21 protein-coding genes and 1 pseudogene are annotated in these 17,361 nt (G+C 68.4%); 11 read left to right on the top strand and 11 right to left on the bottom strand.

Annotated elements, in window-relative coordinates; translation table 11 throughout:
• The first annotated feature begins 17 nt into the window (after nt 1–17).
• The 3 genes and pseudogenes from B4L26_RS16315 to B4L26_RS16305 all read left to right on the top strand — a co-directional run bounded on the left by B4L26_RS16315 (nt 18) and on the right by B4L26_RS16305 (nt 2,129).
• Nucleotides 18–818, top strand: a complete 801-nt coding sequence (locus B4L26_RS16315) for an alpha/beta hydrolase (protein ID WP_290720458.1) — start codon at nt 18–20, stop codon at nt 816–818.
• Between the two features lie 7 nt (nt 819–825).
• Nucleotides 826–1,113: pseudogene (locus B4L26_RS16310) on the top strand (MGMT family protein); the annotation flags it as partial.
• Nucleotides 1,114–1,271: 158 nt separating this feature from the next.
• Entirely contained in the window at nt 1,272–2,129 is an 858-nt protein-coding gene (locus B4L26_RS16305) for a TIGR02569 family protein (RefSeq protein WP_290720456.1), read from the top strand.
• Between the two features lie 25 nt (nt 2,130–2,154).
• Here B4L26_RS16305 and moeZ read toward each other — a convergent pair whose 3' ends face one another.
• On the bottom strand, nt 2,155–3,327 hold the full coding sequence (moeZ, locus tag B4L26_RS16300; protein WP_290720454.1) for an adenylyltransferase/sulfurtransferase MoeZ: 1,173 nt from the start codon (nt 3,325–3,327) through the stop codon (nt 2,155–2,157).
• Nucleotides 3,324–4,355 (bottom strand): DUF3152 domain-containing protein, encoded by a 1,032-nt coding sequence (locus tag B4L26_RS16295; RefSeq protein WP_409563414.1) that lies wholly within the window; start codon nt 4,353–4,355, stop codon nt 3,324–3,326. The genes moeZ and B4L26_RS16295 overlap by 4 nt, the downstream gene beginning before the upstream one ends.
• 102 nt (nt 4,356–4,457) lie before the next feature.
• Between B4L26_RS16295 and B4L26_RS16290 the strand changes: the two genes are divergently transcribed.
• Nucleotides 4,458–5,093, top strand: a complete 636-nt coding sequence (locus tag B4L26_RS16290; protein WP_290720452.1) for a TetR/AcrR family transcriptional regulator — start codon at nt 4,458–4,460, stop codon at nt 5,091–5,093.
• Between the two features lie 26 nt (nt 5,094–5,119).
• Here the strand turns inward: B4L26_RS16290 and B4L26_RS16285 are convergent, their stop codons facing one another.
• Both B4L26_RS16285 and B4L26_RS16280 read right to left on the bottom strand, forming a co-directional pair.
• Nucleotides 5,120–5,353 carry a DUF3107 domain-containing protein gene (locus tag B4L26_RS16285; RefSeq protein WP_290720451.1) on the bottom strand — a complete coding sequence of 78 codons (234 nt, stop codon included), beginning with the start codon at nt 5,351–5,353 and terminating at the stop codon, nt 5,120–5,122.
• 75 nt (nt 5,354–5,428) lie between these two features.
• Nucleotides 5,429–6,070 (bottom strand): ferritin-like fold-containing protein, encoded by a 642-nt coding sequence (locus B4L26_RS16280; RefSeq protein ID WP_290720448.1) that lies wholly within the window; start codon nt 6,068–6,070, stop codon nt 5,429–5,431.
• Nucleotides 6,071–6,271: 201 nt separating this feature from the next.
• Here B4L26_RS16280 and B4L26_RS16275 point away from each other — a divergent pair, with 201 nt between their 5' ends.
• Together B4L26_RS16275 and B4L26_RS16270 are read left to right on the top strand one after the other, a co-directional pair.
• The gene (locus B4L26_RS16275) at nt 6,272–7,888 is read left to right on the top strand and encodes a DEAD/DEAH box helicase (protein WP_290720447.1); all 1,617 of its coding nucleotides are present in this window, start codon (nt 6,272–6,274) and stop codon (nt 7,886–7,888) included.
• A gap of 11 nt (nt 7,889–7,899) precedes the next feature.
• Complete coding sequence (locus B4L26_RS16270) at nt 7,900–9,150, top strand: hypothetical protein (protein WP_290720445.1); 1,251 nt, start codon at nt 7,900–7,902, stop codon at nt 9,148–9,150.
• Between the two features lie 15 nt (nt 9,151–9,165).
• Here the strand turns inward: B4L26_RS16270 and B4L26_RS16265 are convergent, their stop codons facing one another.
• The 3 genes from B4L26_RS16265 to B4L26_RS16255 all read right to left on the bottom strand — a co-directional run bounded on the left by B4L26_RS16265 (nt 9,166) and on the right by B4L26_RS16255 (nt 11,194).
• Nucleotides 9,166–9,960, bottom strand: a complete 795-nt coding sequence (locus B4L26_RS16265; RefSeq protein WP_290720443.1) for a ParA family protein — start codon at nt 9,958–9,960, stop codon at nt 9,166–9,168.
• Nucleotides 9,961–10,031: 71 nt separating this feature from the next.
• Complete coding sequence (locus B4L26_RS16260) at nt 10,032–10,778, bottom strand: sulfite exporter TauE/SafE family protein (RefSeq protein WP_290720442.1); 747 nt, start codon at nt 10,776–10,778, stop codon at nt 10,032–10,034.
• Nucleotides 10,775–11,194 carry a hypothetical protein gene (locus B4L26_RS16255; RefSeq protein WP_290720439.1) on the bottom strand — a complete coding sequence of 140 codons (420 nt, stop codon included), beginning with the start codon at nt 11,192–11,194 and terminating at the stop codon, nt 10,775–10,777. Before B4L26_RS16255 ends, B4L26_RS16260 begins: the two co-directional genes overlap by 4 nt.
• A 63-nt stretch (nt 11,195–11,257) precedes the next feature.
• Here B4L26_RS16255 and B4L26_RS16250 point away from each other — a divergent pair, with 63 nt between their 5' ends.
• Both B4L26_RS16250 and B4L26_RS16245 read left to right on the top strand, forming a co-directional pair.
• A complete protein-coding gene (locus tag B4L26_RS16250; RefSeq protein ID WP_290720436.1) occupies nt 11,258–12,226 on the top strand; it encodes a diacylglycerol/lipid kinase family protein in 969 nt (322 codons plus the stop codon).
• 189 nt (nt 12,227–12,415) lie between these two features.
• A complete protein-coding gene (locus B4L26_RS16245) occupies nt 12,416–12,670 on the top strand; it encodes a WhiB family transcriptional regulator (RefSeq protein WP_290720434.1) in 255 nt (84 codons plus the stop codon).
• Between the two features lie 84 nt (nt 12,671–12,754).
• On the opposite strand, the gene B4L26_RS16240 is transcribed toward B4L26_RS16245, so the two are convergent.
• Together B4L26_RS16240 and B4L26_RS16235 are read right to left on the bottom strand one after the other, a co-directional pair.
• Entirely contained in the window at nt 12,755–14,296 is a 1,542-nt protein-coding gene (locus B4L26_RS16240) for a sensor histidine kinase (protein WP_290720433.1), read from the bottom strand.
• A gap of 5 nt (nt 14,297–14,301) precedes the next feature.
• Entirely contained in the window at nt 14,302–14,517 is a 216-nt protein-coding gene (locus B4L26_RS16235) for a biotin/lipoyl-binding carrier protein (RefSeq protein ID WP_290720431.1), read from the bottom strand.
• Between the two features lie 80 nt (nt 14,518–14,597).
• On the opposite strand from B4L26_RS16235, the gene B4L26_RS19115 reads away from it, so the two are divergent.
• Nucleotides 14,598–14,672: a 50S ribosomal protein bL37 gene (locus tag B4L26_RS19115; protein ID WP_369758845.1), complete on the top strand. Its 75-nt coding sequence runs from the start codon at nt 14,598–14,600 to the stop codon at nt 14,670–14,672.
• Between the two features lie 36 nt (nt 14,673–14,708).
• On the opposite strand, the gene rsrA is transcribed toward B4L26_RS19115, so the two are convergent.
• A complete protein-coding gene (gene rsrA / locus B4L26_RS16230) occupies nt 14,709–15,056 on the bottom strand; it encodes a mycothiol system anti-sigma-R factor (RefSeq protein ID WP_290720430.1) in 348 nt (115 codons plus the stop codon).
• Nucleotides 15,053–15,736 carry a sigma-70 family RNA polymerase sigma factor gene (locus B4L26_RS16225; RefSeq protein WP_290720429.1) on the bottom strand — a complete coding sequence of 228 codons (684 nt, stop codon included), beginning with the start codon at nt 15,734–15,736 and terminating at the stop codon, nt 15,053–15,055. Before B4L26_RS16225 ends, rsrA begins: the two co-directional genes overlap by 4 nt.
• A 252-nt stretch (nt 15,737–15,988) precedes the next feature.
• Here B4L26_RS16225 and B4L26_RS16220 point away from each other — a divergent pair, with 252 nt between their 5' ends.
• The gene (locus B4L26_RS16220; protein WP_290720427.1) at nt 15,989–16,717 is read left to right on the top strand and encodes an SOS response-associated peptidase; all 729 of its coding nucleotides are present in this window, start codon (nt 15,989–15,991) and stop codon (nt 16,715–16,717) included.
• 2 nt (nt 16,718–16,719) lie between these two features.
• The gene (locus B4L26_RS16215) at nt 16,720–17,355 is read left to right on the top strand and encodes a DUF1345 domain-containing protein (protein WP_290720547.1); all 636 of its coding nucleotides are present in this window, start codon (nt 16,720–16,722) and stop codon (nt 17,353–17,355) included.
• Nucleotides 17,356–17,361: the final 6 nt, after the last annotated feature.

The raw sequence follows: 17,361 nt of genomic DNA, 5'->3' as shown, positions 1-17,361 counted from the left end.
CTACAGTCGGTGCCACCATGAGCGCACTGCACCTTGAGACCTTCGGCCCCGACTCCCCCGACGCCCCTCTCGTGCTGGCCCTGCACGGGCTCACCGGACACGGGCGACGGTGGGCACCGCTGGCCGCGGACCTTCCCGACCATCGGATCGTCGCACCCGATCTGTTGGGCCACGGCTCGTCGTCGTGGGAGCCGCCGTGGTCCTACGACGCCCATCTGGACGCCCTCGAACTCCTCGTCGTCGACCTGGGTCGACCGCTCACGATCGTCGCCCACTCGTTCGGCGGCGCGCTGGCGATCCGGCTTGCCCAGCGTCTCCCCGACCGCATCACGGCCCTCGTGCTCCTCGACCCGGCGCAGGGACTTGATCCTTCTCGCGCCCTCGACGTCGCCACCAACGGCATGGCGAACTGGACCTACCCGTCGCCCGAGGCGGCATACAGCGCCAAGCGCGCCGAGGGCTGGGCGGCGGTGCCCGATGCGATTCTCGACGAGGAGATCGCCGTGCACCTGCGGCCCTCGGAGCAGGTAGGGCTGCCGGCCGGGCGGTTCGCCTGGCGCGTGAGCCAGCCCGCCGCCGCGGTGGCATGGAGCGAGATGGCGACCCCGGCGCAGTTGCCGCCGCCCGGGCTACCGACCGACATCGTCATCGCCGACCGCGTCGACCCGCCGTTCATCGACGCCGCCTTCCTCGCCGCCTGCGCCAACGAACGCGCCGATTCGGTGCGCATCCACCACGCCGATTGCGAGCACATGGTCCCGTTCCTGGAACCCGGCCTAGTCGCCGATCTGGTCCGCGCGGCGGTCGGCCGAGGATAATCGAGCCGTGGGCAAGGTCACCGACGACGACGTCGAGCGCGTCCGCGCGTTCGTAGCGGCGATCCCGCGCGGGAGCGTCACCACCTACGGCGACCTCGCGACCGCAGCCGGGCTGTCGAGCCCGCGCATCGTCGGCTGGATCATGCGCACCGATTCCGCCGACCTGCCCTGGCACCGGGTGATCGGCGCCGGTGGCCGGCCCGCCGCCCACAAGGCACAACTGCAGCTCGACCTGCTCGCCGACGACGGCGTCCCCATCGTCGACGGTCGCGTCCTCCTGCGCGACTGTCGGTGGACGCCCGAGCTCGACAGCCAGCGTGAACTGCAGCAACTACGCGGAGCGGCCCCCAGGGACGACGACCTGGAACGGATGCGGGAGGACCGCCGCCACTAACTCCCTCGGCACAGTGTCGCTGCCCCGAATCAGTCGGCCACCTCGGTAATCTTTGGGGCGTGACCACCCCAATCGAGCCACCCGAACATGTGTTGCGGACGTTCGGGCTGACGGCTCACCCGCCCATCGCGATGGGCGACCAGTGGGTGGGCGGTTGGCGCGTCGGCGAGGTCGTCCTGTCCATGGTCCCCGACCACGCGCGCGCCGCCTGGTCGGCTGCGACGCGCGAGAACCTCTTCGTCGACGGCCTGCGCATCGCCCGGCCGTTCCGCGCCACCGACGGCCGCTACGTCATCTCCGGGTGGCGCGCCGACACCTATATCGCCGGGTCACCCGAGCCCCGCTTCGACGAGGTTCTACAGGTGGCCGAACGCCTGCACGCGGCCCTCGCGCACCTGGAGCGACCGCGGTTCCTCACGCAACCGCCCGCGCCGCCCCACACCGACGTCGACGTGTTTACCGCCGCCGACCGCGCCGCGTGGGAGGAGCCTCCGATGCGCACCGCGCGCGCGGCCGGAATGCTCGAGCCGGTCACCGACGACGGCATCGCCAGCCTCAACGCGCTCAAGACGCTGGCCGGACTGCGTCGGCCGACGACCTCACCGTCGCAGATCGTGCACGGCGACCTGTTCGGCACCGTCCTGTTCGCCGGTGCCGCAGCACCCGGCATCACCGACCTCGTCCCCTACTGGCGTCCGGCATCCTGGGCGGCGGCGGTCGTCGCGGTGGATGCACTGGCGTGGGGCGGCGCCGACGAGAACCTGCTCGACCGCTGGGCCGATCAGCCGGAGTGGGGGCAGATGCTGCTGCGCGCCACGATGTTCCGACTGGCCGTCCACGCGCTGCACCCGCGTTCAACCGCGGGCGCGCTGCCGGGCCTGATGCGGGTCGTCGACCTGGTCCGCCTGCGCGTCTAACCCGGGCTTTGGGACTCTCCGACTCCTAGTAGACCGGCATGGTCGGATCGACCTGGTGCGCCCAGGCGGTGATCCCGCCCTGCAGGTGCGTCGCATCGGCGAACCCGGCCCGCTTCAACAATGCGAGGACCTCGGCCGATCGCACCCCGGTCCGGCAGTACAGGACCACCGGCCGGTCCTGGGGGACCTTCCCGAGGCCATCGCCGGCCTCGAACTCACCCTTCGGGATGAGTTCGGCGCCAGGGAGGTGGACGATGTCCCACTCGACCGGTTCGCGCACGTCGATGAGCGCGACCGACGACCCGCCCTGCAGTCGTGCAGCCAGTTCAGCCGGTGTGAGCGTCGAACCGGCGGCGGCCGCCTGGGCCTCGTCGGACACGACGCCGCAGAAGTCGTCGTAGTCGATGAGCGCGGTGACCTTCGCACCGTCGGGGTCCTTGCGGATCCGCACCGTCCGGAACGTCATCTCAAGCGCGTCGTACACCATCAGGCGACCGAGGAGTGTCTCGCCGATGCCGCAGATGAGCTTCACCGCCTCGGTGCCCATGATCGAGCCGATCGTCGCGCACAGAATGCCGAGGACACCGCCCTCGGCGCATGAGGGCACCATGCCCGGCGGCGGGGCTTGCGGGTACAGGTCCCGGTAGTTGATGCCCTGTCCGTCGGGCGCATCGGCCCAGAAGACCGACACCTGGCCTTCGAAGCGGTAGATCGAGCCCCACACGTAGGGTTTTCCGGCGAGGATGGCCGCGTCGTTGACGAGGTAGCGCGTGGCGAAGTTGTCGGCGCCGTCGAGGATGAGGTCGTATTGCGCGAACAACTCGACAGCGTTCTCGTTGCTGAGCGCGAACTCATGGGTGTGCACAGTGATCAGCGGATTGATCTCGAGCATCGAGTTGCGCGCCGACTGCGCCTTCGCGATGCCGATGTCGGACTGCCCGTGGATCACCTGTCGCTGCAGATTGGACTCGTCGACGACGTCGAAGTCGACGATGCCGATCGTCCCGACGCCCGCGGCGGCGAGGTACATCAGTGTCGGTGAGCCGAGCCCACCGGCACCGATGACGAGAACCTTGGCGTTCTTCAAGCGCTTCTGCCCGGCCATCCCGACGTCGGGGATGATCAGGTGGCGGCTGTACCGGGCGACCTCCTCGCGGGTGAGTTCCGCGGCTGGCTCGACCAGCGGTGGGAGCGTCATGGGAAGGGCCACGGATTCGGTCGGCAGGTCAACGCGGGGTTGGCGTTCATATCGGGGTCCAGTGCCATGATGTCGCGGTTACTCGTCCCGAAGGACTGCTGCATCATGATCGGCGCCAGCGCCCCCTCGTGCTTGCACGGTTCGTGGGCCTCGTAGCCAATGCCGTGACCGACCTCGTGATTGATCAGGTATTGGCGATAGCTGTGCGTGTCACCGGCGAAGGAGATTGCGCCCCGTACCCACCGGGCCTCGTTGATGAGCACCTGCCGCGTCGGCGGGTAGAAGCACGACGTCTGCAGCTTGATCTGATATCCGCACAGTTCACGAGTGGTGTTCGTCGAGGTCAACGAGATCCGCAGGTCCGGGTTCTCCCCGGCCTTCACCCGCTTGAACGACACTTTGCCGCCGCCGTGCCAACTCTTCTTGTTGGCCAGGGTCGCGTCGACCATCGACGCGAAGGCCTTGTCGCCGGAGAAGTCGACGGGGTTGAGCCCGTTCTCCACCTCGACGGTGTAGGTGTAAAGCTGCTTGCCGGTCCCGTACCGCGTCGACACCCTCGTCGGGACGACGTGGAATGACTTCTTCCCGTCGCGGGTGAAGGCACCGCCGGGAGGCAGCGCACCGACCGGCAACGACGCCTCGGGGATGTTTGCGGTGGGGGCACCGATCGGAGCGGACTCCTTCCCGACCGCGGTGTTGCGACCACCGTCGGGTGAAGCATTGTCGGAGGCCCCGTCGGCCTGGCCGCCTCGCACGGTCATGACGACCAGCACCACGGTGAGCACCGCCAGCACCGGGATGGCATAAGCGCGCCACCCGTAGGTCTTCACGAAATCGACGATTGCCCCGCGTCCGACTGCGTCCGGCTCTGCTCCCGTCGGCGGATCCCAGTCCGCGCTCAACGGTTGGCCCGGCCGCGCGCGGGGAACCGAATAGCCGCCCGACGGCGGTTCGCCAGCGTGCCCGCGCCCACGCTCGCGCGGGGTGGGGCGAGGGGCGCCGGAACGGCCGTCGTCGGATCGGTTCACGCGTTAACTTTCTCACAGGCCCCACGAGATTCCATGTAAGGCCCCTGTAAAACGCCCAGGCTACCGAAAAGCTTCCCGCGTCCTCCGGAGTAGGCTTCAGGCATGACTTCTAGTCAGACTTCCGCGGGACGCAACGGCGTCCGACTGCCCCGGAGCGCCCGCCGTTTGCAGCTCCTCGACGCCGCCAGCGAGATCTTCGTCGAGCGTGGCTACCACTCGGCTGGGATGGATGAAATCGCCATCCACGCAGGCGTATCCAAGCCCGTCCTCTACCAGCACTTCCCCTCGAAACTGGATCTCTACACCGCCGTCGTCGACTCCCACGCCGAGAAACTGGTGACCGCCATCAACGGGGCGCTGCGCGCGAGCACCGACAACCGGCAGCGCGTCCGGGCGGCCGTGGAGGCCTTCTTCGACTTCGTCGACCTGGACAACTCCGGCTACCGGCTGATCTTCACCTCAGATGCCAAGGATCCCGCCGTCATCAAACGTGTCGAGGGCGCGATCGAGGCGTGTGTCGACGCCATCTACGAGCTAGTCATGCACGACTCGGGCTACGACCCCTACCGCTCGCGGATGCTGGCGGCCGGTCTCGTCGGCGCCAGCCAGGTCAACGCGCGGTATTGGATCGACGCGCACCGGCCGGTGGAGAAGGACGTCGCGGTGGAGACCACCGTCGCGCTGCTGTGGGGCGGCCTGTCACACGTTCCGAATCAGAACGTCGAGAAGGCCCACTGATCCAGGCGGCTGTTTGGCTCTGATCGCTACTTGGAGCCGAAGCCGACGCGGCGCACCTCGGCGCTGCCGACCTCGGCGTAGGCGATCTTCGACGACGGGATGAGGAACCGCGACCCGCGGTCATCGACCAGCGTCAGCAGATCGGCCTTGCCGCTCAATGCCGACGCCACCGACTCGAACGTCTTCTCACTGTCATCGGCCACCTGCACGGACAGTTCACGGGGGCTGTCGACGATGCCGATCTTGACTTCCACGCTCATGGCTAGAGCCTAGCCCAGACCGAAGGGCGCACGGCGATGCGCGGCGGTGGTTTCGCCGACAGCGGAAGCCCGGGACTACCCCAGGCCCAGGTCCGCCATGCGCTGGGCGTGGAGTTCGGTGACGGTGTCGAAGAAGCGCGAGACGGCGGCAAGGTCGGTAGTACTCGAGAAGAGCAGGTCGGTGACGTCCTCCTCGGCCGCAAGCACCCATTGCGCGTGCGTGATCGCCTCACCCAAGAGCCGTCGGCCCCACAGCGTCAGCGGCCAGCGCAGCGCGGGATCCGCGGTGACCCGCGAGCGCACCCAATCCCGCGCGAACTGCGAGTTGCCGGTCTCCGACATCACCGTCGACACGACGTCGCGCGCGTCGGCCGGCAGCACCCCGGCCAGTTCTCGATAGAAGTCGGCCGCCAAGCCGTCGCCGACGTAGGCCTTCACCATGGCCTCGTCCCAAGTCTTCGGATTGGTAGTGCCGTGGTAGCGGTCGAACACGTCGACGTAGCGCAGCACTGCCGCGACGGGGTCGATGTCGCGCTTGACCAGCTCGGCCGCCAACTCGTCGAAGTGGTTCATCTCCGAGGCCGCCAGACGCCCCATTGCGATTCGCGAATCGACGTCGGGCGCCATTCCCAGCTCGGTGATCAACCGGCTGTGCGCGGCATACTCGCCGGCGATCAGAACGGAGTAGAGCTTGGCGATGCCCGGGCTTTCGTCCATGACAACCGATGGTAGGCGGGTCTGGTACGGCCGACCAAGTACACTGGTGGACGGCACCGCACCGGACAGCCGGACCGCGGCGCCGACTATTGTGCGCGCATCTCTCCACCCGCGCCCCCACTCGGGGAGCCGACGGGTCAGCGGAGCAGGCCAGGCCACCGGTGCGCGCGAGGCATTCCGAGAGGCTTTGGACAACCACATATGAGTACTACAGGCGCGAGCACCGACGACTCGGTGCAGACCACCATCATCGACGAGGAGCACACCGCTCCCACCTTCGCCGAGCTCGGCGTGCACGACGACATCGTCGCGGCACTGACCGCCGACGGTAAGACCCACACCTTCGCCATCCAGGAACTGACGCTGCCACTGGCACTGGCCGGCGACGACCTGATCGGCCAAGCCCGCACGGGCATGGGCAAGACGTTCGGTTTCGGCGTCCCGCTGCTGCACCGCCTGCTGACGGCGCCGACCTCGGGCATCCGCCCCCTCGACAACACTCCGCGCGCGCTGGTGATCGTGCCGACCCGCGAGCTATGCCTGCAGGTCACCGGCGACCTCGAGGTTGCGGGCAAGGGCGTCAATGTGACGCTGGCCGACGGCACCGTCCGCCCGCTGAAGGTGACCGCGATCTACGGCGGCCGTCCCTACGAGTCGCAGATCGCCGAGCTGCAGGCCGGAGTCGACGTCGTCGTCGGCACCCCCGGTCGCCTGCTCGACCTGGCTCAGCAGGGCCACCTGGTCCTCGGCAAGGTTGAGGTCCTCGTCCTCGACGAGGCCGACGAGATGCTCGATCTGGGCTTCCTCCCCGATATCGAGCGCATCCTCGCCGCGGTTCCCACCGCGCGTCAGACGATGCTGTTCTCGGCGACGATGCCCGGCCCGATCGTCACCCTGGCCCGCACCTTCCTCGACCGTCCGACGCATATCCGCGCCGAGCACGCCAACGATTCGGCAGTGCACGAGCGCACCACCCAGTACGTCTACCGGGCGCACGCCCTGGACAAGGCCGAGCTGGTGGCGCGCGTGCTGCAGGCCGACGGCCGCGGCGCGACGATGATCTTCACCCGCACCAAGCGCACCGCCCAGAAGGTCGCCGACGATCTGGCCGAGCGCGGCTTCGCCGTCGGCGCGGTCCACGGCGACCTGGGTCAGGGTGCCCGCGAGAAGGCGTTGGGACAGTTCCGCGAGGGCAAGGTCGACGTCCTGGTCGCCACCGACGTCGCCGCGCGCGGCATCGACATCGACGACGTCACCCATGTCATCAACTACCAGTGCCCCGAGGACGACAAGACCTATGTGCACCGCATCGGCCGCACCGGCCGGGCCGGTCGCACCGGTACCGCGATCACACTCGTCGACTGGGACGAGCTCCACCGGTGGGAGCTGATCAACAACGCCCTCGGACTGGGCGTGCCCGACCCGGTCGAGACGTACTCCAGCTCTGAGCATCTGCGCGAGGAACTGGGCATCGCCGAGTCCGCAACCGGGCGCATCGGTGCCCCGAAGACCGCTTCGGGCACCCGCGCCGGCCGCGATGCCCGCGACAAGCAGACCCGCATCGAGCGGCCCGCGCGCGAGAAGTCGCAGCGCTCCCGTCAGCGCACCCGCGGCGGCAAGAGCAGCGACGCCAAGACCGGCGACGAGGCATCGACGGCGCGCAGCGGCAGTGAGTCGACCACCGGTGCGCCGACCAACGGTGAGGCTGCCGGTGACGGCGCCCCGAAGCGCCGCCGTCGTCGCGGCGGCCGTGGCGGTCGTGGCAAGGGCTCGGGCAGCGCTGCAGCGAACGCGTCGGCGGCACCGGCCGCCGACTGAGCACCCCCCGGATGCAACCGCTGCGACGACGTCCCGTCGACTTCGCCGTGTCAGCGGCGATCGTCGTCGTGGTCGTCGTCGCCGCCGTCCTCACCTGGCACTCGAGTTCTGCGCGGCGCACCACGCTCATCCCGGCAACGGTGACCCCGACGACGCTGGCCTACCCCGCCGACGTCCCGGCACGGTTGCTGCACCGGTGGAGCGCCAAGTCCGCGGCCACCCGATCCCCGCAGGTCACCGACGCCGTCGTCCTGACCGCCCACGACGGCGCCGTGGTCGCCCATGACCCCCGCTCGGGAGCGGTGCTCTGGCAGTACCGGCGGCCGCTGCCGATCTGCGCACTGCTCGCCGCCTGGTACCCGACCACTCCGACTGCACTGGTGGCCTATCGCAACCCGCGCGGATGCGGTGAGGTCACCGCGATCGACGCGAACCGAGGCGTGCGGCGGGGCACTCGCAGTTCCGACGCCGACGCCACCCTCGACCTGCAATCGGACGGCGGCTACGTCCTGGGTATCGGTCCGACCCGGCTGGAGACCTGGGGCTCCAACCTCGTGCGCGGAGTCGAGTACGGCCGGATCGACGCGCGCGTGAAGCCGGATATGGGACGGCGCGACGGTCGTGGCTGCCGGTTGAAATCAGGCATGACAGCGGGTGATCGCGTGGCCGTGATCGAACACTGCGACGGCGATCCGGGTTTCCGCCTCACCGTGATCGGCGCCCTGCTCGACAAAGAGGAGAAGATCCCGTCGTACGGCTCGACGGTGATCACCAGCGGCACCGCCTTCGCCGCGCCCGTCGTCATCGCCATGTCGGATACGAACATCGCGGTCTACGACGGCGGCGCCAACTCCCCCGAACCGATTCCTCCAGCGGTCCGCGTGTTCAACTCCGACGGGGCCGAAACCGGCCGCTACCGCGTCCCGGGGGGCGCGGCACTGCCCGCTGGCTCGGTGCCGGTGACCGCCGACGGCCTGGCGTCGGTGTGGACCGGACACGACACCGTCGTCCTCGACGGCTTGTCGATGCGGCCGGTGTTCACAGCCACGGGCACGCGCGGGCCCGGTGTAGCCATCGGCGCACGGATGCTGATCCCCGACGACGCGGGCTATCTCGTCGTCGACGCCGCCACGGGTCAACGCACCGGTCACCTGGCGGTGGCGCGGGAAACGCACGACGCCGCGCAGGCGATAGTGCCCGCCGCGCTCGGAGATGCGGTGGTGGAGCAGCGCGGCGACACCCTCGCCGTCTATGGCCCCTGACCTGCGCCGATTCGGCTACAGATCCAGGGCGAAAGTCTCTAGCGGGGCTCCGGTGGACCAGTGCTTCCACAGATTCTCGGCCAGTTCCCGATACGCGACGGCGCCCTTGTTCTTGCGGCCGCGCAACACCGACACGCCCGATGCCGACGCCTCGGCGAAACGCACGGTCCGCGGGATCGGCGGGTTGATCACCGAGAGGTCGTAGCGGTCGGCGACGTCGGCGAGCACGTCGCGGCTGTGGGTGGTGCGCGCGTCGTAGATCGTGGCGATCGCACCCAGCAGGTCCAGGTTCGGGTTGGTGATCTGCTGCACCTCGGTCACCGTGCGCAACAGCTGTCCGACGCCTCGGTGGGCGAGCGTCTCGCACTGCAGGGGCACCATTACCGAATCGGCCGCGGTCAGCCCGTTGAGGGTGAGCACGCCCAGCGACGGCGGGCAGTCGACCAGGATGACGTCGAAATCTTCGCCGACCTCGGCCAACGCCCGCTTCAGCGCGTATTCACGGCCCGGGCGCATCAGCAGTAGGGCCTCGGCGCCGGCCAGGTCGATGGTGGCGGGCAGCAGCGTCACCCCGTCATCGGTGGTCAACAGGGCGTCGGCGATCTCCTCCTCACCCAGCAGCACGTCGTGGACCGATACCTGCAGCTGGTCGGGGTCGTGGCCCAGCGAGAACGTGAGGCAGCCCTGCGGATCGAGGTCGACGACGAGCACCGACACATCCAGGTCGGCCAGTGCGGCCCCGAGCGAGACGGTCGTGGTGGTCTTGGCAACGCCACCCTTCTGGTTGGCGATCGCGACGATGGTGGTCATGCGCTTACCTTACGGTCCTTTGCACAGACCGGCTCCGCCAGTCAGCCCAGAGCCCGTCAAGGCAGAGTCCGTCAACGCAGCGCGAGCCAGAATGCCAGCCCTAGACCGCCGATGCCGATGGCGATCCGCAACGGAGTCGCCGGGAGACGCGCGACGATGGGCGGACCCGCCCAACCACCGAGCAGGCAGCCGACGCCCATTGCCACCGCCGCGGGCCAGTGGACGTGCGAGAAGACGATGAATGCCACGGCTGCGACGGCGTTCGCGATTCCCAGGAGCGCTGACTTGAGCAGGGTCGCCCGCCACAGCGGCAGATTCGACAACACCATGGCCATGGCCACGAACATGACACCAGCACCGGCGCCGAAGTAGCCGCCGTAGACCGACACCACAAACACCCCGAGCATCCACCACGCCGGGTGCGCGTCATTACCGGCCATCCGCTCCCGCAACCTCGGTTGCAGGAGCAGTGCGATCGAGGCCAGCGCCACCAGGTACGGGACGACGAAGACGAACACCTTGTCCGGGGCGACCAACAGGATGCCCGCGCCAACCGCGCCGCCGACCAGCGCGACCGCCCCGGACCTGGCCAGCAACTTGCCGCCGTCGCCGTCGAGCAGTTCACGACCGGACTTGGCAAAGCTCCCGACCCCCACCGCGACGAGCGCCACCGTGTTGGTCACGTTGGCCGTCACAGGCGGCAGACCGACGACGAGCAACGCCGGATAGCTCAGGATCGATGCGAGACCGGTGACGTAGCCGACGACGCCGGCGGCGAAACCGGCGGCGACGAGCAGTGCCAGGTCGGCGAGTGTCACCGCTCCTCGGATGGCCCGGCGTCGGGCGGAGGGTCGCCCGCGGCCCACTCCAGCGCGTCGCGGGAGAACAGCGCGACCAAAGTGCCCAGGGCCCAGAACCCCAGCGGCACACCGAGGAACGGCTGATGGCTGTCGGTCAACAGCGCGTACGCGACGGGCAGTAGCAGCAGCTGGGCGACGACCCCTATGCCACGTCCCCACCGCTTCCCGCGCAGAAGGCCGATACCACCGACGAGTACGCCGAGGCCGATCAGCGCGCACCACAGGGCCAATCCGTAGCCGCTGGCGAAGTCCTCGTGGTGGCCCCCCAGAGCGCGGATTACCAGGATGGCAGCGGCGAGAAGGCCGATACCGCCCTGGAGTGCGACGGAGAACCCGGCCCATCGGATCGAACGCGGAACGCTAGCCGAATACATGGCTCAAGCGTATTGCCCACACTGCCGTACGGTGCGGGTGGCTCGCACGTAGGGTGGTGTTCCGTGCGCGCCTTGCTCATCGTCAACCCCTACGCCACCGCGACCACCCCCGCGGGCCGCGACACCTTGGCGCACACGCTGGGCTCCCGGATGGACCTCACGGTCGAGCAGACCACGCACCGCGGCCACGCCGAGGAGTTGGCACGACGGGCACTGCACGACGGTGGCTACGACGCCATCGTCGTGCACGGCGGTGACGGGTCGGTGAACGAGGTCGTCAACGGATTGCTCGGCAGCCCGGCCGACCCCCGTCCCGCGACGCTGCCCCGTCTGGGCATCATCCCCGGTGGCAGTGCCAATGTCTTCGCCCGGGCGCTGGGCATCGACGCCGATCCGCTGATGGCCACCGCCCAGCTGATCGAGCTGCTCGAGTCCGGCGCGAACCGCTCGGTCAACCTGGGCATCGCCGACGGCCGCTGGTTCCTGTTCAACTGCGGCATGGGCATCGATGCCCGGGTCGTCGCAGCGATGGAGGAGAAGCGCCACCGGGGCAAGGCCGCGACTCCGGGCCGCTACTTTTTCACGACGGTGGTCACGTTCCTGCGCCACCGCACCGACCAGCAGCGATTCAGTGTCACCGTCACCGACCGCGACGGGTCGTCGCACACGCTGCCCAATACGAGTTTCGCGTTTGTACTCAACACCACGCCATGGACCTACCTGGGCGGCCAGGTGATCGAGACAAACCCGGGCACCTCGCTCTCGGGTGGGCTGGGAATCTTTGCGTCGTCGACGATGGGTGTTGCACGCAATCTGCCGCTCGCGACGCGGCTGCTGACCGGCGCGGACCCGCACGCGGGCCACGTGTTCCGCGACGACGACGTGTCTGCAGTCGCGCTCGCGGCCCCTGTGCCGCTGCCCGTACAGATCGACGGTGACTACGCCGGGGAGCGCACGACGCTGGAGTGCGGGTACCGCGACGACGCGTTGGCGGTCGTTGCACCCCCGGAATCGACCCCGGATGCACAGTGACGTTGCACACGTGTTAACGAAAGCCTCTTGACTTAATCCGGATTCGTGAAAGTATTCACAAGGACCCACGAGCGTCAGTTACTCTCCAGTAGCCCGCCCGTGACAACAGCCAAAAGGAAAAACACCAGCCGACGCCCGACGAGGCTTTGACGGGCGCGCATCGGCGCGCGTAAGAGGAGATTTGAAGAAATGGATTGGCGCCACAAGGCTATCTGTCGTGACGAAGACCCGGAGCTGTTCTTCCCTGTGGGGACCAGTGGACCGGCCATCGCGCAGATCGCTGACGCAAAGCTTGTCTGCAACCGCTGCCCGGTGACCGCCGAGTGCCTGACCTGGGCACTCGACTCCGGCCAGGACGCCGGCGTCTGGGGCGGCATGAGCGAGGACGAGCGCCGCGCGCTCAAGCGCCGCAACGCGCGCACCCGCACCCGCAGCAGCGTCTAAACCGCTTCAGAAGAGCCCCGGACACCATCGGGTGTCCGGGGCTCTTCGTTGGTCTCCCGAGTCCTTGTAGTCGCCCAGGGCGTCTCAGTCCCGCGAGCCCTTCAGTCCGGTGAGCGGGACGACCACCCGCACCGATGCGCCACCATCCTCGGCGTTGCCGAATTCCACTGTGCCACCCAGGTCGATCTGGACGAGCGTCTGCACGATCTGCAGCCCGAGGTGCCCACTGCGTTCGACGTCGAAGTCGTCGGCGATCCCCTCCCCGTCGTCGCGGACCACAATCGTCAGGTCGCGAAGGCCGCGCTGCGCGGTGACTTCGATCCGCCCGGCGCGCCCATCGGCGAAACCGTGCTCGACGGAGTTCTGGATGAGCTCGGTGAGCACCATCACCAGTGGCATCGCCAGCTCGGCGGGCAGCACCCCGAAGCGGCCGTCGACGTCGACCCGCACGTGTCCGGCACTGGCACTCGTTGCGTCGACCAGGACGGGCAGCAGACGGCGCACGACCTCGTCGACGTCGACCTCCTCGTCGACGCTGCCGGACAGGAATTCGTGGACCAGGGCGATGGACGCCACGCGCCGGACCGCCTCGGTGAGCGCGGTCCGCGCCTCCGGGTTCACCGTCCGCCGCGCCTGCAGGCGCAGCAGGGCTGAGACGCTCTGCAGGTTGTTCTTCACCCGGTGATGGATCTCGCGGATCGTCGCGTCCTTGCTGATCAGGGCACGGTCGCGGCGCTTGACCTCGGTGACGTCGCGAATCAGCACGATAGCCCCGGTCGCGACTCCCCGCGGTCGCAGCGGGACGGCGCGCACCAGGACCGTCGCACGCCGGGAGTCCACCTCCATGCGCAACACGGGCAACTCGGCTCCGGGATCCACGGCGGGACCCGACGCGGCGAGCCGAATCATTCCGGCGGCGTCCTGGGCGCCGAAGGCATCGGTGACGAGGTCGGCGAGCACCTCGGCCAACCGCTCCCCCGTCAGATCACTGTTGAAGCCCATCCGGTGGAAGGCCGACAGCGCGTTGGGACTCGCGTATCGGACGAGGCCGTTGGCATCGATCCGCACGAAACCGTCGCCCGCGCGCGGCGTCGACAATCCGGCCTCGGTCCCCTCGTCGGGCGGAAAGGTCCCGTCGGCGACCATTTGGTACAGGTCGTCGGCCGATGCGTGATAGGCGCGCTCGAGCGGCGACGGCACGCGGTGCGCGGCGTCGGCGACCGCCCTGGTGAGCACAGCGATCACCTCACCGTCGTAGCGGACCGGGGTGAGGTCGCGGCGTATGGACTCGCCGGCGTGTGTGGTGCCGGAGTCGATGAGGATCGCCGGCCGGGCCATCGCCGACCGCAGCACCCCGGCACTGTCCTCGTCGACCTCGTGGGCGACCTCGTCGACGGGTAGGACCGTCGCAGCCGTGTTGGGTCGGCACTGTGCCACAGTCAGGAAACCCGGCGGCGATTCCGGGACCGACGATTCCGGGAGTGTCGCCTCGGGGACGGAAAGCAGCAGATCGGCGAACGAGAGGTCGGCGAGCAGCTGCCATTCCCCGACGAGGCGCTGCAGGTGCCCGCCCTGTTCGGCAGACAGCCCGGTATGGGCGGCGAGGAGGTCGGAAAGGGTCGACAAGCCGACTACTTGTAGGTCGCGATGATGTCGCCGGCCTGGATGACGTCGTCGACGGCGACCTTGACCTCGTCGAGCACCCCGGCGTCCTCGGCGAGGACGGGGATCTCCATCTTCATCGACTCGAGCAGGACCAGCGTGTCGCCGACGTCGACAGACTGGCCGTCGGCGACACGCACCTCGAGAACAGTGGCCACGATCTCGGCAACAACGTCTTCAGGCATGTGCCAACGGTAACCGTTTTCCGATTGCGGTGGGCAGCATGGAACAATGGGCGGGTTACCACCGGAGAAGGAGAGTCCCAATGGGTAAGCGTGGACGCAAGAAGCGCGCTCGCAAGAAGAACGCCGCCAACCACGGCAAGCGGCCGAACGCCTGATCCGATACCTCGGATCGAACCCGGGTGCCGCCGGTGCTATCGCCGGTCGCCCGGGTTTTCTGTTTCCACGGTCGTGTGCGTGACCCGGGTGTGCGTCACCGATTGACCGTCCGAGCTCGCCGTGATGACCGTCGATTGGCGGAACTGCACGCGCAGCCGGTCCGCCAAGCCCTGCGGTGCCCGATCGCCGCCACACTTGCGCCCGATCAATTCCTTGATCTGGCGCTCGATGCCGTACTGCGCCAAGCACGACGGGCAGCGGTCGAGGTGCTCCTGCAACCGTGCGCGCGCACCGGCGTCGCACTCGTTGTCCAGCAGCAGCCAGACGTCGGCGAGGACATTCGTGCAGTCGAGCGCCTCGAACTCGGGATCGTGCTCGCTCACAGTGCCGCCTCCGTCTCCGCGGCCTTGTCATCCCGCTTGACCCCGTCGCCCCGATTGAAACCCCGTTCGCGCGCCACATCGGCGAGCAGGTCGCGCAACTGGCGCCGACCCCGGTGCAGCCGCGACATCACGGTACCGATGGGAGTGTCCATGATCTCGGCAATCTCCTTGTACGGCAGCCCCTCGACGTCGGCGTAGTACACCGCCATGCGGAAATCCTCGGGCAGCGCCTGCAGGGCCTCTTTGATCTCGTCGTCGGGAAGCGCGTCAAGCGCCTCGATCTCCGCCGATCGCAGACCCGTCGAACTGTGCTCGGCGGTCTGCGCGAGCTGCCAGTCGGTGATCTCGTCGGTCGGGTACTGCGCTGGCTGTCGCTGCTTCTTCCGGTAGCTGTTGATGTAGGTGTTCGTCAGGATCCGGTACAGCCACGCTTTGAGATTGGTGCCGTCGCGGAAGGACGAGAACGCCGAGAACGCCTTGATGTAGGTCTCCTGGACGAGGTCTTCGGCGTCGGCGGGGTTGCGCGTCATGCGCAGCGCGGCACCATAGAGCTGGTCGAGCAGCGGCAGTGCGTCGCGCTCGAACCGCGCGGTGCGCTCCTCGTCGGTCTCGACGCGCTCATCGGCGTCGGTCTCGGGCGTCGGTTGCTCGTCGGGCTGATCGGTGGCCGCTTCGGTCAAGTCGGTCCTTTCGGTTCGCGCCGGGCGCAGATCCACCAGACGCTTGCCCAAGTCTACCGAGCCGAAAATTGTACGCTGCGCCACCGGGTCCGCGGTCCACCCGACCGGGTCCGCCGTCGTGCATGACACCGTCGTCACCTCTGCACCGCCACCTGTTGCCGTTCCGCGTCATCGCCGCGCCTTCTGCGAGATGTCAACGCGTCGCAGTCGGTCAGCATTCCCGGTGTCGGGGCATCTGCCTAGCATGGAGCCATGTGCGGACGGTATGCGGTGACCACGGATCCGGCGAAGCTCGCCGCGGAGATCGACGCCGTCAACGAGGTGCCGGTCACCCTCGAGAAGGACTGGGAGAACTACAACGTTGCGCCGACGACGACGATCCTGACCGTCGTCGAACGGCATGCACGCGAGGATCCCGATTCCGAGGCAACGCGGCGGATCCGTGCCATGCGGTGGGGCCTGATCCCGCCGTGGGCCAAGGAGATCGGCAAGAGTTCGCTGTTCAACGCGCGCGCCGAGACCGCCGCGGAGAAGGCGTCGTTCCGCGCGGCAGTCAAGAACAAGCGGTGCCTCGTGCCGATGGATGGTTGGTATGAGTGGCGTAAAGCCGTCGACGACGACGGGAAGGCGATAAAGGTCCCCTACTTCATGTCCCCGGCCGACGGCACGCGGCTGTTCATGGGCGGGTTGTGGTCGGCATGGCGCGCGAAAGACGGCGCACCCGACGACCCTCCGCTGTTGAGCTGCACCATCCTGACCACCGACGCTGTCGGCCCGCTGCAGCAGGTGCACGACCGAATGCCGCTGATCATGCCGGTGCAGTGGTGGGAGCAGTGGCTCGATCCCGACGCGCCGGCGTCGCCCGCGCTTCTCGCGCCGCCCGCGCTGGAATTGGCGCAGGCCATCGAGATCCGCGAGGTGGCGCCGCTGGTGAACCGGGTGGCCAACAACGGGCCACAGTTGTTGGATCCGGTCTCGTGAGCATGTCGACCGCCGCCGTACAACGCCTGCGCAACCTCTCAGCGCTGGGCCGGGTCCTGTACTCGGCAGCGATCGGCGGCCTTATCGCGGTCGGGCTGTGGATCGGATGGCGCGTCGAGGTGCGGCTGTCATTCTGGATCGCTGCGGCCACGGTTCTGATCATCCTCACCTGGGTGGCACTGGGACCGATGGATGCCGAGGAGACCGAGGCACACGCGCAACGGCGCGACATCACCACCCCGTGGGCCGTGGTCATCGTCGTGATCGCGACGCTCTTCAGCCTCACCAGTGTCATCGTGGTGCTGTTCCGTCACGGCGACCCGTGGATGGTGTTCGGGACGATCGTCGCGGTCGTGACGTCCTGGACCGCAATCCACACGTTGTTCGCCGGCTACTACTCGCGCCTGTACTTCACCAACCCGATCGGCGGTATCGACTTCAACCAGGATGAACCGCCGGTGTTCACCGACTTCGCCTACGTGGCATTCACCATCGGGATGGGATTCACCGTCTCCGACACCGCGCTGTCCGGGGCGACGATGCGGCGGGCCGCCCTCATCCACGCCCTGCTCTCCTTCTTGTTCGGGACCGTGATCCTCGCCCTCGTGATCAATCTGATCGGCAGCCTGAGCCCGTAGGCTGGC

Origin of the sequence: Gordonia sp. UBA7599 (genome assembly GCA_002477755.1) — a bacterium.
GTDB lineage: Bacteria > Actinomycetota > Actinomycetes > Mycobacteriales > Mycobacteriaceae > Gordonia.
This window is presented reverse-complemented; position numbering and strand designations above follow the sequence as displayed.

What these genes read in the sequence shown, in the direction of transcription:
- B4L26_RS16315 (WP_290720458.1), top strand. Translation starts at nt 18, where the DNA reads ATGAGCGCACTGCACCTTGAGACCTTCGGCCCCGACTCCCCCGACGCC.
- moeZ (WP_290720454.1), bottom strand. Translation starts at nt 3,327, where the DNA reads ATGACGCTCCCACCGCTGGTCGAGCCAGCCGCGGAACTCACCCGCGAG.
- B4L26_RS16290 (WP_290720452.1), top strand. Translation starts at nt 4,458, where the DNA reads ATGACTTCTAGTCAGACTTCCGCGGGACGCAACGGCGTCCGACTGCCC.
- B4L26_RS16285 (WP_290720451.1), bottom strand. Translation starts at nt 5,353, where the DNA reads ATGAGCGTGGAAGTCAAGATCGGCATCGTCGACAGCCCCCGTGAACTG.
- B4L26_RS16280 (WP_290720448.1), bottom strand. Translation starts at nt 6,070, where the DNA reads ATGGACGAAAGCCCGGGCATCGCCAAGCTCTACTCCGTTCTGATCGCC.
- B4L26_RS16275 (WP_290720447.1), top strand. Translation starts at nt 6,272, where the DNA reads ATGAGTACTACAGGCGCGAGCACCGACGACTCGGTGCAGACCACCATC.
- B4L26_RS16270 (WP_290720445.1), top strand. Translation starts at nt 7,900, where the DNA reads ATGCAACCGCTGCGACGACGTCCCGTCGACTTCGCCGTGTCAGCGGCG.
- B4L26_RS16265 (WP_290720443.1), bottom strand. Translation starts at nt 9,960, where the DNA reads ATGACCACCATCGTCGCGATCGCCAACCAGAAGGGTGGCGTTGCCAAG.
- B4L26_RS16255 (WP_290720439.1), bottom strand. Translation starts at nt 11,194, where the DNA reads ATGTATTCGGCTAGCGTTCCGCGTTCGATCCGATGGGCCGGGTTCTCC.
- B4L26_RS16245 (WP_290720434.1), top strand. Translation starts at nt 12,416, where the DNA reads ATGGATTGGCGCCACAAGGCTATCTGTCGTGACGAAGACCCGGAGCTG.
- B4L26_RS16235 (WP_290720431.1), bottom strand. Translation starts at nt 14,517, where the DNA reads ATGCCTGAAGACGTTGTTGCCGAGATCGTGGCCACTGTTCTCGAGGTG.
- B4L26_RS16220 (WP_290720427.1), top strand. Translation starts at nt 15,989, where the DNA reads ATGTGCGGACGGTATGCGGTGACCACGGATCCGGCGAAGCTCGCCGCG.
- B4L26_RS16215 (WP_290720547.1), top strand. Translation starts at nt 16,720, where the DNA reads ATGTCGACCGCCGCCGTACAACGCCTGCGCAACCTCTCAGCGCTGGGC.